Source organism: Streptomyces alfalfae, from assembly GCF_004127445.1.
GTDB classification, from domain to species: Bacteria; Actinomycetota; Actinomycetes; order Streptomycetales; family Streptomycetaceae; genus Streptomyces; species Streptomyces alfalfae.
This window is the reverse complement of sequence record NZ_QEXM01000013.1, coordinates 55831-73747: the sequence shown is the minus strand read 5'-3', so window position 1 is coordinate 73747 and position 17917 is coordinate 55831. Positions and strand designations below refer to the sequence as shown.

The following is a 17917-nucleotide window of genomic DNA, read 5'->3' as shown; positions in this document are numbered from 1 at the left end:
GCGGCGCGCCACCTCGGACGCGGGCACTGATCGTCGAGAGGCAGGGCGCCCCACCGGACGTCGGCACCGCGGCCCGCGAAGACGACAGCGCAGGTGCAACGAACCTCCTCCCCGCCGAGTTCAACGATCAGGAGACTGGCGCATGACCGACATCGACCTGACCAGCCTCACGCCGGAGCAGAAGCGCGCGCTGCTGGCAGAGCGGTTGCGGCGCAAGAGCGCCCAACGGCCCCCGGCACGCGAGCGCCGGTTCTCCGCGTCGTTCCCCCAGCAGCGCATGTGGTTCCTCGACCGCCTCAACCCGGGCAGCGCCGCCTACAACATCCCCGCGGCCCTACGCGTGCACGGCCCGCTCGACGTGGAGATCTGGCGCCGCGGCCTCGCCGAGATCGTCCGCAGGCACGAGTCCCTGCGCACCACCTTCGAGGAGGCTGACGGCGAGCCCGTCCAGGTCGTGCACCCGACCGGTGAGATCGAACTGGCCGTCGAGCCCTGCGAGCACCTGCGCGGCCCCGAGGGCGAGAGGGGCATTGAGGAACTCGCCCGCCGCGAGTTCGCCCGCCCCTTCGACCTGGGCGCCGGGCCGCTCATGCGGATGAAATTCCTCCGGCTGGCGCCCGACGAGCACGTGCTGCTCCTGACCATGCACCACATCGTCGCCGACCTGTGGTCGACGTCCGTGCTCTTCGGCGAGCTGGTCACCCTGTACCAGAGCCATCTGCGGGGCGCCGCGGCCGAGCTGCCGGAGCTGCCCGTCCAGTACGCCGACTACGCCGCGTGGCAGCGCAAACAGCTCGCGGGTCCCGGCTTCGCCGCCGAACTCGACTACTGGGCGAAGACCCTCGACGGCGCCGCACCCATCCTCGAACTGCCCACCGACCGCCCCCGCCCCGCGGTCCTCGGCAGCAGCGGCGGTTCCCGGCCCTTCCGGCTGCCCGCCGCGGTGATGAACGGGGTGCGCGAGCTGAGCAGGCGCGCGGGAGTCACCCCGTTCATGACGCTGCTCGCCGCCTACGTCGCCCTGCTGCACCGCTACAGCAGGCAGGAGGACGTCGTCGTCGGCGTGCCGGTGGCCAACCGCGGCCAGGCCCAGGTCGAGCAGCTCATCGGCTACTTCGTCAACACGCTCGCGATCCGCAACGACGTCTCCGGCAACCCCACCTTCACCGAACTGCTCGCACGCGTGCGCGGGGCCGCCCTCGGCGCCTTCGCCCACCAGGAACTGCCCTTCGAGCGCCTGGTGGAGGAACTGCGCCCGGAACGGGACCTGTCCCGCTCCCCCCTTTTCCAGGTGTCGTTCGTCTACCAGAACATCCCCGTCCCGGAGTTCGGCGCGGGCGGCCTGCGCCTGGAGCTGATGGACGTGCCCAGCTCCACCGCGCGGTTCGACCTCGAACTGCAGGTCTTCGAGCAGGGCGACACGCTCGGCGGCTGGTTCGAGTACAACACCGACCTCTTCGACGCGGCCACGGTCGACCGCATGGGCGGTCACCTCGCGGTGCTGCTCGACAACGTGCTGCGCGACCCCGACCAGCCGATCCTGGACATCCCCCTGCTCACAGCGGCCGAGCAGGCGGCGCAGGACCAGGAACGGGCCGACACCCGCGTGGAGTGGCCCGACGACCTGCTCACCCACCAGCGCGTGGAGCGGCAGGCGGTGCTGCGGCCCGACGCCGAGGCGGTCCACTGCCGCGGCCAGTCCCTCACCTACGCCGAGCTCGACGCCGCCGCCAACCGGCTGGCCCGCAGGCTCCGCGACCACGGCGTCTCGCGCGACGTACTGGTCGGGGTCTGCCTGGAACGCTCGCTCGACATGGTCGTCGCGGTGCTCGCCGTGCTGAAGGCCGGCGGCGCCTACGTGCCCGTCGACCCCCAACTGCCCCGCGACCGGATCGCGTTCATGACCAAGGACGCCGGCCTGCCCGTCATCATCACCCAGAGCTCGGTGGCTGTGGGGCTGCCGCGATCGGCGGCCACGACCCTGTGCGTGGACGAGCTGCGCGCCGAGCTCGCCGCCCAATCCGCGGCCCCCCTCGACACGCCGGTCGACGGCGAGGCCCTGGCCTACGTCATCTACACCTCGGGCTCGACCGGCCGGCCCAAGGGCGTCCAACTGCCGCACCGGGCGCTGCGCAACCTCTTCCGGGCGATGAAGCAGTGGCCGGGCATCGACTCCGGCGACAGCCTGCTCGCCGTCACCACCCTGTCGTTCGACATCGCCACCCTGGAGCTGCTGCTGCCGCTCGTCGAAGGCGCCCGCGTGGTGCTCGCCACACGTGACGTGGCCACCGACGGCAAGCTCCTGGCCGCCGAGATGGCCGCCACCGGCGCCACGATGATGCAGGCCACCCCCTCGACATGGCGGATGCTGCTCGACGCCGGATGGCCGGGCCGCCCGGGACTGCGCGGGCTGATATGCGGCGAGGCCCTGCCCCCCGACGTGGCGCGGCGCCTGCTGGACGGCGGCGTCGAGCTGTGGAACATGTACGGCCCGAGCGAGACCACCATCTACTCCTTGGGCACGCGGATCGTGGACGAGACGATCACCATCGGTCGGCCCATCGCCAACACCGAGATACACATCCTCGACGCCGAGGGGCGCCCGGTGCCCTCGGGCGTCCCCGGTGAACTGTGCATCGGCGGCAGCGGCCTCGCCCGCGGCTACCTCAACCGACCCGAACTGACCGAACGCCAGTTCATCCGCAACCCGTTCACGTCCGGCGCGGACGACCGGCTGTACCGCACCGGCGACCTGGTGCGCCGCCGGGTGGACGGTGCCATCGACTACCTCGGACGCCTCGACCACCAGGTCAAACTCCGCGGCTACCGGATCGAGCTCGGCGAGATCGAATCGGTGCTCATGCGCCAGGACCAGGTCACGGACACCGTGGTCGTCGTCCGCGAGGACCAACCGGGTGACCACCGCCTGGTGGCCTACGCGGTCCCCGCCGAGTCCGCGGGCGCCGGCGACGACCTACGCCGCCGGCTGCGCTCGGCACTGGCCGAGAAACTCCCCGACTACATGGTCCCCTCCGCCTTCGTCTTCCTCGACGCGCTGCCGCTGACCCCCAGCGGCAAGACCGACCGCGGCGCGCTCCCCGCGCCCGAAGGACAGGAGTCCCGCACGGCGGCGACCTACGTCGCGCCCCGCGACAGCTCCGAAGAGGCCCTGTGCGACCTGTTCGCCGAGGTGCTCACGGTGCCCCGGGTCGGCATCGACGACGGCTTCTTCGCCCTCGGCGGCCACTCACTGCTCGCCACCCGGCTGGTCGCGCGCATCCGCGCCACGCTCAGGGTCGAACTGCCCGTCCGCGCACTGTTCGAGAAGCAGAGCGTGGCCGAACTGGCGGAGCTGGTGCGCCGGGGCGGCGGCGACGCGCGGCCCGCGCTGCGCCCCGCCACCCGGCCCGACCCGCTGCCGCTGTCGTTCGCCCAGCGACGGCTGTGGTTCCTGCACGAGATGGAGGGCCCCTCACCCACGTACAACCTCCCCGTCGTGCTGCGCCTGACCGGGGCGCTGGACGTGGACTGCCTGCGGGCCGCCCTGGCCGACGTCGTCGCCCGCCACGAGTCGCTGCGCACCGTCTTCCCCGACACCGGCGGAGCCGCCCGCCAGCACATCCTCCCGCCGGACCGGGCACGCCCTGCGCTGCCGGTGACCGACATCGCCGAGGCCGGCCTGGACGACGCGGTGGCACGGGCCGTCCGGCACTGCTTCGACCTGACCCGTGAGATCCCCCTGCACGCGGAGCTGTTCACGACCGGCGCCGACGCCTACGTCCTGGCCGTCGTCGTGCACCACATCGCCGCGGACGGCTGGTCGCTGGCGCCCCTGCGGCACGACCTGGCCGCCGCCTACCGGGCACGCCGCGCGGGCCACGCCCCCGCGTGGGAACCGCTGCCGGTGCAGTACGCCGACTACGCGCTGTGGCAGCGCCGGCATCTCGGGCAGCAGGACGACCCCGAGAGCGTCTGGTCACGCCAGCTGGCCCACTGGCGCAAGGCCCTGGAGGGCATGCCCGAACGCATCGCCCTGCCGGTCGACCGGCCGCACCCGGCCGAGGCCTCGCACCGGGGGGAGACGGTCACCTTCCAGTGGGGGCCGGACCTGCACGCAGGGCTCGGCCGGCTGGCCCGAGGCTGCGACGTCAGCATGTTCATGGTCCTCGACACGGCCCTGGCGGTACTGCTCAACCGCCTCGGCGCCGGCGAGGACATCCCCATCGGGGTGGCGAACGCGGGCCGCGACGACGAGGCCACCGAGCAGCTGATCGGCTTCTTCGCCAACACCCTGGTCCTGCGGAACCGCATCTCGCGGGGCCAGACGTTCCGCCAACTGCTCGCCGAGGTGCGGGAACAGACCCTTGAGGCGCTCGCCCACCAGGACATCCCCTTCGAATCCCTCGTGGACAGCCTGCGCCCCTCCCGGTCCATGTCGCACCACCCGCTGGTCCAGGTCATGCTGTCCTGGCAGAGCGCCACCGACGAGACCCTGGAGCTGCCCGGCGTCGAGGCCGCACCGCTGGTGATGAGCACCGGCACGGCGCGCATGGACCTCGTCCTCCTGCTGCACGAGCGCCTCACGGCCGAGGGGACCGCCCGCGGCATCGACGGCGGCATCGAGTACAACGCCGACGTCTTCGACCCGGAGACGGTGCGCACCATGCTCGGCAGGCTGCGCCAGGTGGTCCTCGCGATGATCGCCGACCCCGACCAGCCGATCGGCGACGTCGACGTCCTCACCCCCGCCGAGCGGCACCGCGTGCTCGAGGAGTGGAACGGAAGCGGCGGCACGGAGCAGGTCGCCGGCCTGCCCGAGCTGTTCGAGGCCCAGGCCGCCCGCACCCCGGACGCCGTCGCGGTCAGCGGCGGCGATGAACGGCTGACCTACGCCGAGCTGTCCCGCGCCGCGGACCGGCTCGCCGCACGGCTGCGCGCCCTGGGAGTGGGCGCCGAAGGGGCCGAGGACGCGGTGTGCCTGCTGATGGAGCGCTCGGTGCGGGTCCCCGTGGCCATCCTGGCCGTCCTCAAGGCCGGCGGCGTGTACGTGCCGCTGGACACCCGCTACCCCCAGTCCCGCATGCGGCTGATCATGGAGGAGTCGGGAGCGGAGGTACTCCTCGTCGACGGGGACGGGACCCAACACCCCGCCGTCGACGGGATGCGCGTACTCGACGTGGGCGCCGAACCGGCCGCCGACGCGATGGACGGGCCCGGCCACGCCCCGCCGCCCCCGGGCGGCCCGGACCGGCTGGCCTACCTCATGTTCACCTCCGGTTCCACCGGGCGCCCCAAGGGCGTCGCGGTCACCCACGGCAACGTCGCGAGCCTGGCCGCCGACCACGCCTGGCGCAACGGCAACCACTCCCGCGTCCTGATGCACGCCCCGAGCGCGTTCGACGCCTCCACCTACGAACTCTGGGTGCCGCTGCTGTCCGGCGGCGAGGTCGTCGTCGCGCCGGCCGGGGAGCTCGACCCCGACGTGCTGCTGCGCACCATCCGCGAGCGGGACGTGACGTCGGCCTTCTTCACCGCGGCCCTGTTCAACCTGCTCGTCGAGTACGACGCCACGGCCCTGGCGGGCATGCGCGAGGTGCTCGCCGGCGGCGAGGCCCTGTCGCCGCCCGTGGTCGCCAGGGCACTGGCCGCCTGGCGCGGGACCGTACTCACCAACGGGTACGGCCCGACCGAGACCACAACGTTCGCCGTGCTGCACAGCATGAGCGAGGTCACCGACGGCGCCGTGCCGATCGGCACCCCGATGGACGACACCCGCGCCTACGTCCTGGACGAGCGGCTCCGCCCGGCGCCGGTCGGCGTTCCCGGCGAGCTCTACCTCGCGGGACGCGGGCTGGCCCGCGGCTACTTCGCCAACCCCGGCCTGACCGCGCAACGCTTCGTCGCCTGCCCCTACGGCGCCCCGGGCGAACGCATGTACCGCACCGGCGACCTCGCCCGCCGGCGCGCCGACAGCACCATCGAGTACCTCGGCCGCACCGACGACCAGGTCAAGATCCGCGGTTTCCGCATCGAGCCCGGCGAGATCGAGAACGCCCTCGGCGCCCACGAGGCCGTCGCGGACGCGGCCGTGCTGGTCCACGACAAGCCCTCCGGCGGCAAGGACCTCGTCGGCTACGTCGTGCCCGCCGACGGCGCCACCGCCGACCCGGCCGAGCTGCGCTCCTTCGTCGCCGAACGGCTGCCGCAATACATGGTGCCCGTCGCGGTGCTGGTGCTCGACGCGTTCCCGATGACGGCGAACGGCAAGCTCGACCGCCGCGCGCTGCCCGTACCCGACCTGAACGCGGCCGCCGGCTCCCGCGCGGCCCGGACACCGGCCGAGCGGACCCTGTGCGCCGTCTTCGCCCGCGTACTGGGACTGCCCGAGGTCGGGGCCGAGGCCGGGTTCTTCGACCTGGGCGGCGACAGCATCCAGGCCACCCAACTTGTCGCCCAGTCCCGCACCGCAGGCCTGGTCTTCACCGTCCGCGACGTGTTCACCCACCAGACGGCGGCCGGCATCGCACAGGTGGCGCGGCCGGCCGACGAGGAAGCCGCCACGGCGGTCGCCGACGTCGGCACGGGCGCCATCGCCGCGCTGCCCGTGCTGGAACGCCAGCGCCTGCTGGGCGGCTCCCCGGTCGGCTTCGACCTCTCGGCCACCGTCGGCCTGCCCGCCGGCATCGACGAGGCGGGGCTGACCGCGACGCTCCAGGCCGTCGTCGACACTCACGACGCCCTGCGTACCCGCCTGGTCACCGGGCCCGACGGGCGGTGGTCGCTGCACGCGGCCGCGGCCGGCGCCCCCCGCATCGCCGACATCCTGCGCCGCGTCGACATCACCGGCCTCGACGAGGCGGACCGGCACGCCCTGATCACCGAGGAGACCACCGCGGCCAAGCGGCGCCTGGACCCGGCCGCGGGCGCGATGCTGCAGCCGGTGTGGTTCGACGCCGGACCCGAACGAGCGGGACGGCTGCTGCTCGCGGTCCACCACTTCGCGGTCGACGGCGTGTCCTGGCGCATCCTGCTGTCCGACGTCGCCGCGGCGTGGGAGGCGGTGTCCGCAGGACACCCGCCGGCCCTGGCGCCGGTGACGACGTCACTGCGCGGCTGGGCCGAGCAGATCGCCACCGGCTCCGCCGTCGCCCGGCGCCGGCCCGAACTGCCGGTGTGGCAGGACGTCCTGCGGGACACCGAACCCCTGGTCGCCGGAGAACTGGACCCCGAGCGCGACGTCACCGGCACCGAGGGACGCCTGTCGGTCACCCTGTCCGCCGAGGACTGCGCGCCGCTGCTCGCCGAGGCGCCCGCCGCGCTGCGCAGCAGCATCCAGGACGTGCTGCTGACCGCCCTCGGCCTAGCCGTGCGGCGGTGGCGGTCCCGGCCCGGCGGCCCCGCAGCACCGGGCGAGGGCGCGGTGGTCCTGGACGTGGAGAGCCACGGCAGGCACGAACACCTGGCCGACGGCGCCGACCTGTCCCGCACGGTGGGCTGGTTCACCAGCGTCCACCCGGTGCGCCTCGACGCCCCCGCACTGCCCTGGCGGCAAATCACCCAGGGAGGCGACGAACTGGCCGCCGCAGTCGTCCGCACCGGCGAATGCCTACGGGCCGTCCCCGACAACGGCCTCGGCTTCGGCCTGCTGCGCTACCTGGACCCGCGGACCGCGCCCCTGCTCGCGGCACTGCCGGCGCCACAACTGCTGTTCAACTACCTCGGCCGGGTACCCGTCACCGACGAAGAACGGCCCTGGCTCCCGCTGCGCGACGACACCGCCCCCGGCACCGCGGGCCTCCGGCCGCTGTCCCACCCCCTGGAAGTCAACGCCATCACCCAGGACGGCCCCGACGGGCCACGGCTGGTGGCCAACTGGAGCTGGGCTTCCTCGCTGCTCGGCGAGGACGAGGTCCGCGACCTCGCGGACGCCTGGTTCGACGCGCTGCGCGCCCTGACCCGCTGCGCGGCCGGCGTGCGCAACGGCGCCGTCACACTGCCCCGCCGCAAGGACGCCCCCGCCGCGGCCTTCGGGGCGGCCGACCTGCTGACGGCCCCGATCCCGAGGGCCGACCGCGGCCAGGGCGCCGGGCTCTCCTTCGGCCAACTGGAGTTCCTGCTCCAGCCGGTGGGCCCCAACCACGCCCACCACGCCGTCATCACCGCCTTCCGGGTGCGCGGCGAACTCGACACCGCGGCCCTGCGCCGCGCCCTGGACGACCTCGTGCGCCGCCACGACATCCTGCGCACCCGCTACGTCCAGCAGGGCTCGGCGACCCGGCAGTTCGCCGACGGCCGGCCCCAGTGGCCGATCGACACCGTCGAGCTGCGCGCCTTCGCGGGAGCGGAACAGCGCGAGCGGCTGCACGCCCTGCTCACCGCGGAGACCAAGAAGACGTTCCGCATCGAGGACGGCGACCTGGTGCGCGGTCTGCTCGTGCGCCTGGCCGACCAGGAACACGCGCTGGTCCTCGTCGCCCACCACATCCTGGTGGACCACTGGGGCTTCCTCGTCGTCTTCGACGAGCTGGCCAAGCTGTACGAGGCCCACGCGGCGGGCCGCCCGCCGCGGCTGCCCGAGGTCATGGTCCAGCACCTGGACTACGCGGCCTGGGAACAGGGGCTGCTGGCCGAGGGCGCACTCGACGAGCACATCGAGCACTGGCGCACCGAACTGGACGGAGCCGCGCGCACGCTGGACTTCGAGGCGCCACCCCACCAGCTCGACGACTTCATCGAGGGCTTCAGCTGCAGCGTCGTGGTCGACGCCGAGGTCATGGCGGCGGTGAAGGAGGCCGCACGCCGCGAGGGCGTGACCCTGTTCATGATGCTGATGTCGGCCTTCCACGTGCTGCTGCACAGCTACTCGGGCGCGACCGACATCGCGGTCAGCCACCCGCTGGCCGGCCGCGAGAGGCCGGAGACGGAGTCGATGGTCGGCCCGTTCATCAACATCATCCTCAACCGCTCGCGCATGGCGGACGACCCCACCTTCCACGAACTGGTCCAGCGGGTCCTGCAGGGCGAACTCGACGCCTACTCGCACCAGAACGTGCCGGTGCGCGCGCTGGTGCACGACGGAATCGTCGGAGACGGCAACCAGTTGCCCCTGCGCGTCATGCTCAACCTGCTCGGAGTGCCCGCCAAGACGCTGACGCTGCCCGGCCTGGAGGTGGCGCCGCTCGACGTGCGGGTCGGCGATGTGACACCGCTCCCCGAGCTGATCACCGCCATCGAGCCGCACAACCTCGACCTGTACCTGGTGGCCCGCGACGTCGAGGGCGAACTGCACGGCCTGTGGGTCTACTCCCCGCGCTCCATCGCGCCGCCCGTCATGGGCGCGCTTGTCCGGCAGTGGCCGCGCGTACTCGAACTGGTGGCGAGGCACCCCGAGCTCACGGTGTCGCAACTGCGCGAGCGCCTGCGGTCCGAGCAGGACGCAGCCCCCGGCCGGGACGGCCACCGCTGAACCGCGCCGCGACCTCATCCACCACCACACCAGCCGTTTCCCACCGACGGCGGAATGCAGAGAGCATGACCGAGACCACATGCCCCCTCACCAACGGACTGCCCACGCTGCGGGAGCGGCCCCTCGACCCGCCCGGCCTCCTGCGCGAGCAGGGGCCGATCGGCCGGATGACCTTCCCCGACGGATACGAGGGCTGGCTCGTCACCGGATACCACCAGGGCCGGCAGATCCTGGCCGACAAGCGGTTCAGCTCGGCCCCTTCACACAAGCACCTGGCGTTCCCCTCCGACCGCCCCTCGGACCTGGAGGCGGACATACCAGGTCTCTTCGAGCACATGGACCCGCCGGACCACACCCGGTTCCGGCGTCGGCTGGCCGGCCAGTTCACCGTGCGCAGGATGCGCCAGCTCGGCGCGCGCATCGAGGAGATCACCGCGCAGCACGCCGACGCGATGCTGCGCAAGGGACCGCCCGCGGACCTGGTCGCGGACTACGCGGTGCCGGTCTCCTCCCAGGTGATCTGCGAACTCCTCGGAGTCCCCGTCGCCGACAGGGAGCGGTTCGTCGACGACTCGGAGAACCTGCTGCGCCTGGACATCGACCCGGGACAGGCACAGGCCTCGCTGAAGGACCTGGTGGGCCTCACCGGTGAACTGCTCGCACGCAAGAAGGCCGAACCGGCCGACGACGTGCTCAGCGTGCTGGTGACCGGCTCCGACATCAGCGTCCAGGAATCCATCGGAGCCACGCTGCTGCTCCTGGTCGCCGGCCACGAGACCACGGCCAACATGCTCTCCCTCGGCACATACGCGCTGCTGAGCAACCCCGACCAGCTGGCGCTGCTGCGCGCGGACGAGTCACTGATCGACAGCGCGGTCGAGGAGCTGCTGCGCTACCTGACCATCGTGCACGTCGGCGTGCAGCGCACCCCGACCGAGGACGTGGAGATCGACGGGGTGACGCTGCGCGAGGGGGAGACGGTGCTGATCCACCTGCCCAGCGCCAACCGTGACGCGGAGCAGTTCCCCGACCCCGACCGGCTCGACGTCACACGCGGCGGCCACAGCCACCTCACCTTCAGCCACGGCATCCACCAGTGCCTCGGACAGCAACTGGCCCGCCTCGAACTGCGCATCGGCTACACCGCCCTGCTGCGGCGCTTCCCCGGCCTGCGCATCGACGGGGACCCGCGGCAGATCCCGATGCGCTCCGACATGACCGTCTACGGCGTGCACCGACTGCCGGTGACGTGGTAGCCGCCCCGACGAGGAGGAGCGCACGATGACGAACCCGTTCGACGCCCCCGACGCCGCCTACCGCGTCCTGGCCAACGCGGAGCACCAGCACAGCCTGTGGCCCGATGGCCTGCCCGTCCCGGACGGTTGGTCGCCGGTGTTCGGCCCGGACACCCGGCACGCCTGCGTCGCCCACGTGGACACCCACTGGAGCGACATGCGGCCACCCTCCATACGGACGGCGCCGTGACGAGCGCCGCCGAAGCACCCTCACCGCTGCGGAGCTGGCGGTTCCGCAGGGTCATCGCCGCGGAGTTCACCTCATCGGTCGGCACACAGATGACCACGCTCGCCCTGCCCTGGTTCGTCCTGATGACCAGCGGCTCCCCAGCCCGGATGGGCCTGGTCTTCCTCATCCAGATCCTGCCGGTGCCGCTGCTCGCCATGCCCGCGGGGCTCCTGGTGGCCCGCTGGGGGGCCCGCCGCGTCACGATCGCCGGCGACCTGGCCAGCGCCCTGCTGACCGCGGCCGTACCCACCCTGTACGTGGCAGGCATGCTCCCGTTCTGGGCCCTCCTGGTGATCGTGGCGCTCATCGGCTGCGTCACGTCGGCCTACCTGTCCGCCCAGCGCCTGCTGCTGACCGAGTCCATCGGTGACGACGAGGGCGTCGTCACCGCGGGCAACGCCCTGTTCGAGACGGCGACCTCGACGGCGCGACTGGTCGGTCCCGGGGTCGCGGGCTTCCTGATCGCACGGTTCGGCGCGCTCAACGTGCTGTGGGTCGACGCGGCGTCGTTCGCGCTCTCGGCCGTGCTGCTGGTCGGGTTGCCCCGCACCCCGCCGGCCACCGAGCCGACGTCGTCGCACCACATGGCCGAAGGCGTCCGCTGGCTGCTCCGGGACCGGGTGCTGCGCACCCTCGCACTCGCCGCGCTCGGATACGGGATGCTCATGCCCATCGTCATGCTCGCCCTGCCCGTACTGGCCAAGAACCGCTACGACGCCGACCCGCACGTCGCCGGATGGCTGCTCGCGGCCTGGGGCGGCGGCACGGCGCTCGGCACCGTGGTCGTCGCCCGGCTCGCCCACCGGTTCCCCCCGGTCCGGCTGGCAGCCGCGGGCGGTGTGGGCGCGGCGGCCGGGCTGTGGTGCCTGCCGTGGGACCAGCCGGTCACCACACTGACGGTGACCGTGGCGGCCGGCTGCATGTTCCTGCCCGCGGTCACCGCACCTGCGGTCGCGCTGATGATGCTGCGCCCACCGGAGCACCTGCGCCCCCACGTGGTCCCCGTCTTCGGCGCCGCCGTCTTCGTCGCGAGCCCGATCGCCTACGGAGTGGCCGGGGTGCTGTTCGAACACCTCGCCGTGAGCACTGTCCTCACAGCGGTCGCGGTGGGGGCGAGCCTGTGCGCGCTGCTCCTGCTCTGCCTGGCCCGCCGCCCCCACCAGACGCCCGTGACGGCCGCCGCACCCCCCGGCCGGCAACCCGCCGAACCGGCCTGACGCCCCCCGAACCGCACGCGGCCCCGGGCCCCCGAGGTGTTGCGCCGCGCCGCCCGCGCGGCGCGGCGCAACACCTCACCCCAGGGCGTCCAGGGCCTGGGCGACCGCGTTGCTCACCGTGATCCCGGCGTGGTGCAGCAGGTACTCTTCCCCGCCCACCAGGTCGTAGTGGATGTCCGGCACGCCGATCCGTCGCACCGGCGGCCCGCCGACCTCGGCCACCACCTCGCACACCGCCCCGCCCAGACCGCCCAGGGCCCGGTGGTCCTCGATGGTCACCACGGCCTCCGCGTTGGCGCAGGCGTGCAGCACGGCCTCCTGGTCGAGCGGCTTGACCGTGTGCATGTTCAGATGCCCGGCGCTCACCCCCTGGTCGGCGAGCTCCCGCGCCGCCCCGGCCGCGACCAGGTTGGGATGCGGCCCGGTGGCGATGAACAGCACCCGGCCCGGCTCCCGCAGCACCCGCGCCCTGCCGAGCACGAACGCCCCGCGCTCTTGGTACAGCGGGGCCGTGGCCTGGCGCCCGAGCCGCAGGTAGGCCGGCCCCGGGTCCTCGGCGACAGCCACGGTCGCCTGCGCCGCCTCCCAGGAGTCGGCGGGCACCACCACCGTCATGTTCGGCAGCATGCGGATCACGCCGAGGTCCTCCAGCGAGTGGTGGGTCGGTCCGTAGTGGCCCGAGGCGAGCCCCGCGTGCGTCCCCACGATCTTCACCGGCAGGTTCGCGCCCGCAACATCGATCTTGATCTGCTCGAAGGCGCGGGCGATGGCGAAGGGGCTCATGCCGTTGGCGAACACCGGTCGGGCGGACACCGTCAGACCGGCCGCCACGCCGATCATGTTCTGCTCCGCGATGCCGAGGTCCACGTGCTGCCGCGGCAGTTCGCCGGCGAAGTGGTCCTCGAAGTTCATGTCGGCGGTCAGACATGCCAGGTTCGGGTTCTCCCGCGCCAGCGCGAGCAGCATCATGGCGTACGCGTTGCGGCTCTCGACCCTCGCGCGGTTCTCCCAGACGTGGTCGAGGACCTGCGCCACGGTGCGGCGCGTCGCGATGTCGGTGCTCATGCCCGGTCACCGTCCAGGACCGCGAGTGCCGCTCGCCGGGCCGCCGTGCCGAGGGTCGCCGAATGGCTCTGCTTGGTGTCCTCAAGGCCCGGGACACCGCGCGCCTTGACCGTGTGGGCGATGACGACCGTCGGCCGGCCCGGCTCGACGGGCCGGGTCAGTGCCGTGCGGATCTCGTCGTGATCGTGCCCGTCGACACCGAGGACGCGCCAGCCGAAGGCGGCCCACTTGTCGGCCAGCGGCTCCAGGGACATGCAGTCGTCGGTGCGGCCGCTGATCTGCCAGCCGTTGCGGTCGACGATCGCGACCAGGTTGTCGGCGCCGTGATGCGCCGCGGCCATCGCCGCCTCCCAGTTGGAGCCCTCCTGCAGCTCACCGTCGCCGAGGATCACAAAGGCGCGCTTGCCGTGGTCGAAGCGCTTCCCGGCGAGGGCGACCCCCAGGGCCAGGGGGAGCCCGTGGCCCAACGCGCCCGTGGAGAAGTCCACTCCGGGAAGGCGCTTCATCGGGTGGCCGCCCAGCCGGCTGCCCTCCTCGGCGTAGGTGGCGCACTCCGCCTGCGGAATGACCCCGGTGGCGGCGAGCACCGCGTAGAGCGCCGCGGAAGCCTGCCCCTTGCTCAGAATCAGATGGTCACGGTCGCCGGACATGCCCTCGGCCGCCGGGTCGCGCAGCACATCGGCGTACAGCACGGCCAGGATGTCGGCGATCGACATGCTGCCGCCGATGTGCACACCGTTCGGGGAGGCGCTCATCTCGATGACCTTGCGCCTGATCTCCAGGGAGAGTCCCCGTGACATGGTCCGCGGGGGCGACTGTGTGAGCATGTGGGTTGCGTCCTTCCGAAAGCCGGCCGATGCCTTGACCAGCGGTATCCAGCAGAAGAGAGAGCAGGGGGGGCGCCGCGGCGGCGCCCGAAGTTCACACCAGGCCGCAGGCGACCCGGGGACCGGCCGAGCGGACCTGGAAGACCGATTCACGGACGGACTCGATGAACCTGTAGTCGATCTCCAGCGTGACGGGGTCCGGATGCGTCAGGAACACCCGCAGCGGACTGGTCAAAAGATCGTGGGTGGGCACGATGGCGTCACCGGGACCCCGCTTGACCACGAGGTCCACCACCGAGGGACGGCTGCGGATCTCCCGCACCAAGTCCTCGTCGACCGAGACGACGGTGCCCGACAGCAGCGTCGGAGCGTTGTAGACGGCGGCGGGCTGGCGCCGCTCGTACACCCCGTCGGCGTAGCGGGCCAGGAAGTCCCGGGGACGCAGGTAGGCCAGCGCCGTCAGGTCGGCGCTGTTCACACCCATGGCCCGGTCGTGGAAGGCGGGGTGCAGATGGCCGTTGACCCGGGCCCCGACCTCGACCAGCGCCGGGCCGTCGTCGGTCACGATGATCTCGGTGTGGGCGGGGCCGTGCCGGATGTGCAGGACGTCGAGAGCCGCACGGGTGTAGGCGACCAGGTCCGCGACCACCGGGGTGTCGGACGGCAGCAGGATGTCACGGTTGTAGATGGGCTTGCCGTTGGCCAGCAGACGCTTCTCGTAGCGCCACACACCACAGACGAAGGAACGGCCGTCCACACTCACGGTGTCGACGATGTACTCGGTGCCCTCCAGGTAACTCTGCACGAGCACCTCGGTGTTGGCGCCGTTGAACACAGTGGTGCTGGACAGCACCGTGCGGAACGCGGAGCGCAGTGCCTCGGCGGTGCGGCACACGGTGACGCCGTCGGTGGAGGCCGACGCCAGCGGCTTTGCCACACACGGCCAGTACCCGCCGGCCTCGGCCCAGGCGACGGCCTCCTCGACGTCGGCGGTGCGCAGCTGCCGCGCGGTGCGCAGCCCCGCCGCGGAGACCGCCTCGATCATCTTGTGCTTGTCGCGCCGCGCGTCGGAGTGTGCCGTGCCGTTGCTGCGCACGCCGAGCGCCTCGCTCAGCCGGTCCGCGAGCAGGACGCCCGGCTCCTGGCCCGGCAGCACGAAACACACCCCGGCCCGCGCAAGCGCGCGCTCGGTGGCGCCGTCCGGGTCGTAGACCAACGAGTCGAGATACGCGGACCGGTCCCACGGCTGCATGCGTGAGATCGGCTCGGCGGCACTCTGCACGTGGATCACGTCGACGCCCAGCCGGTTGAACGCCGCGGGCAGATAATTGCCCGTCCCGTACGCGTCGACCAGGGCGCCGATCGCGCGGCCCCCACACGTGTGCACTGCTTTGGCGGAGCGGTCCAGCTCCTCGGTACCCCTGTCCACCATCAGCTCGGTCATCGGCTTCTCCCGCCTCGGGTCATCGCGGTCTGGGCTCAGCAACGTAGGAGCGGGGCAGCGCGGGGCACGGGGCGATACGACTTGAGACACATGGGGTCACCCCCAAAGGCACATGGCGGGGGGCGGGCCACCCGGCCGGGCGCGCGGCGCTCACGTCGCGACGCGCAACCGGTGCGTGCCGCGGGTGTCACCGGGGTGGATGAGCCGCATCGAGGACGCCTTGTTCACAGCGTCCAGGCGGCTGACCGCGTCGAGCTTTTCGAAGATGTTGCTCAGGTGCCGCTTCACGGTGCCCTCCGCGATCCCCAGCCGCGCCGCGATCTGACGGTTGCTCAGAGCCGCCGCCGCATGGGTGAGGACCTCCAGCTCGCGGGCCGACAGCTCCGAGCCGCTGACGGGGCCGCTGCCCGCGAGGCGCGGCGGCAGCCGGTGCAGCGGCAGGGTCACCGTCTGGTGGGAGCGGGTCCCGTGCTGTGCCCGCACGGCGTCGGCGACGGTGCCGTAGCCGACGCTCTTGTGCAGATAGCCGTGCACGCCCACATCCAGCAGGGACTGCACGAGACGTGGTTGTTCCAGCAGGGACAGCACGAGTACACGGCAGCACGGGACACCGTGCAGCAGCCGGGCGGCGGTCGCCTCACGGGCGTCGGCCGGCACCATCTGGACGTCGATCACCACAAGGTCGGGACGGGTCCGCGCGACCAGGGTGAACAGGTCCGCCAGATGGCCGGTCTGGCCCGCGATCTCGATGCCGGGCTCCGTGTCCAGCAGCGCGCAGAGGGACTCGCGCAACAGCCGCTGCTCGTCTGCGACCACGACGCGTACGGATGCGTGGGACATGGCAGGCAGTACTCCTGTTTTCCGGGCCGGGTGGAGGGGTGGCGCGCCGGACCTTCACAGGTCGGGGAAACGGGATGCGTCTCGGGCTCGCGGTGCGGCGGAGAGGGCATGGGCCGGACAGCGTCTCCGGCGGCACGTCGCGCGGGGTTCCGCTCGCTCTCACGGATCGCTCTGCGCACCTCACGGTAGCGACCGGCCTTCGGCCGGGCCTATATGAACTCTTCACGAGTACCGGTGAACGGCGCCCTGGACGACGCCCCCTCCGGGCCCGACGGCTCCGCGCCCATGTGCCTTTGAGCGCGCCGGCATGTGACAGAAGTCGTAGCGCCACCGGCCGGGCGGCCCCTGGCGCCTACGTTTTCGGCGTCCCGGGCCGGCGAGGCCCCCCACTCCCCAGGGAGGAACGCCGATGGCGCCCTTGAGTCCATCACCCACGATGCGAGGACACGTCGACTACGACTTCAGCAAGGTCGCGCCGGATGTCCGCAAAAGGCTTCGACCCCTGGGCGCCCTCGACAACTGGCACGCCGTGCTCGCGGTCCTCATGGATTACGCGGGCGTCGCCGTCGCCGTCTGGGTGTGCCTGCACGTCTCCTGGTGGTTGTATCCGCTCGCGCTGCTGTTCATCGGCTCGACCCAGCGAGCGATGGTCAACCTCCTGCACGAGTCGTCACACAAGGTCCTCAGCCGCAATCCGGCACTCAACCTGCTGCTGGGGACGGTGTTCTCCGGGTATCTCGTCTTCCACCTGTACTCGCCCTACCGCACCAGCCACATCGGCTTCCACCACCGCTACCTGGGCGACCCGCAGAAAGACCCCGACTATGAGTTCCACCGCGAACTCGGGCTGTACGACCCGGCGAAGTCGGACGCGCGGTTCTTCCTGGAGAACATCGCGCTGGCCGTCCTCGGCCTGCGGACGGCCGCCTACGTCCGGTACATCGTCCGGGACCGCATCTTCTACCGGGGACCGCGGACCAACGTCTCCATGCCGGTCGGCCTGAACACGGAGAGGCTGGTCTTCGCCGCCCAGTGGCTGCTGATCACGGGCGTCTGCCTCGCCACGGGAACGCTGCACCTGCTGCTGCTCTTCTGGATGGTCCCCCTGTTCACCAGCGCCGTCGCGGTGGGATGGCTGTCGGAACTGGCCGAGCACTTCCCGATGCCCGAGAGCGAGCGCGCCCAGCTGCTCATGACGCGCAACCGCCACGGCTGGGCCCTGGAGAACTACCTTCTCGGCCGGCACCACGACAACTACCACCTGGTGCACCACCTCAACATGAGCATCCCGTTCTGGAACATGAAGCGCGCCCACCGCATCCTGCTCGACGATCCGACCTATGCCCGCTGGGACGCGCTGTGGGGCGGCATCGTCACCCGCGGCAAGGACAGGGACGACGCGGAGACAGTCGTGACGTACGCCGCGAAGTACCGCGCCTGGCGCCGGGCCGGCGGCGTTCCCCAGGCGGCCTCGCCCACCTTCGCCGAGGTCCTCACCCTCGCGCACACGCGGCCCGCGCGGCAGCCATGAGGA

The 17917-nt window shown here is 72.3% G+C and carries 9 protein-coding genes; 5 read left to right on the top strand and 4 right to left on the bottom strand.

What is annotated here, in order from left to right; genetic code table 11:
• Positions 1-142: 142 nt before the first annotated feature.
• From DCW30_RS04245 to DCW30_RS04230, 4 genes are all read left to right on the top strand, one after another.
• The gene (locus tag DCW30_RS04245) at positions 143-9466 is read left to right on the top strand and encodes a non-ribosomal peptide synthetase (protein ID WP_076681707.1); all 9324 of its coding nucleotides are present in this window, start codon (positions 143-145) and stop codon (positions 9464-9466) included.
• A gap of 65 nt (positions 9467-9531) precedes the next feature.
• A complete protein-coding gene (locus DCW30_RS04240; RefSeq protein WP_076681705.1) occupies positions 9532-10722 on the top strand; it encodes a cytochrome P450 in 1191 nt (396 codons plus the stop codon).
• Between the two features lie 25 nt (positions 10723-10747).
• The gene (locus DCW30_RS04235) at positions 10748-10951 is read left to right on the top strand and encodes an MbtH family protein (protein ID WP_062771008.1); all 204 of its coding nucleotides are present in this window, start codon (positions 10748-10750) and stop codon (positions 10949-10951) included.
• Entirely contained in the window at positions 10948-12207 is a 1260-nt protein-coding gene (locus DCW30_RS04230) for an MFS transporter (RefSeq protein WP_076681701.1), read from the top strand. Before DCW30_RS04235 ends, DCW30_RS04230 begins: the two co-directional genes overlap by 4 nt.
• Positions 12208-12282: 75 nt before the next feature.
• Here DCW30_RS04230 and DCW30_RS04225 read toward each other — a convergent pair whose 3' ends face one another.
• From DCW30_RS04225 to DCW30_RS04210, 4 genes are all read right to left on the bottom strand, one after another.
• Complete coding sequence (locus DCW30_RS04225; protein WP_076681698.1) at positions 12283-13272, bottom strand: transketolase family protein; 990 nt, start codon at positions 13270-13272, stop codon at positions 12283-12285.
• A complete protein-coding gene (locus DCW30_RS04220; protein ID WP_198501365.1) occupies positions 13269-14099 on the bottom strand; it encodes a transketolase in 831 nt (276 codons plus the stop codon). Before DCW30_RS04220 ends, DCW30_RS04225 begins: the two co-directional genes overlap by 4 nt.
• A 94-nt stretch (positions 14100-14193) precedes the next feature.
• Positions 14194-15543, bottom strand: a complete 1350-nt coding sequence (locus DCW30_RS04215; RefSeq protein WP_237283269.1) for an ATP-grasp domain-containing protein — start codon at positions 15541-15543, stop codon at positions 14194-14196.
• 150 nt (positions 15544-15693) lie between these two features.
• A complete protein-coding gene (locus DCW30_RS04210) occupies positions 15694-16383 on the bottom strand; it encodes a response regulator transcription factor (protein WP_076681695.1) in 690 nt (229 codons plus the stop codon).
• 418 nt (positions 16384-16801) lie between these two features.
• On the opposite strand from DCW30_RS04210, the gene DCW30_RS04205 reads away from it, so the two are divergent.
• Positions 16802-17914 carry a fatty acid desaturase family protein gene (locus DCW30_RS04205; RefSeq protein ID WP_206740253.1) on the top strand — a complete coding sequence of 371 codons (1113 nt, stop codon included), beginning with the start codon at positions 16802-16804 and terminating at the stop codon, positions 17912-17914.
• The last annotated feature ends 3 nt before the right edge of the window (positions 17915-17917 follow it).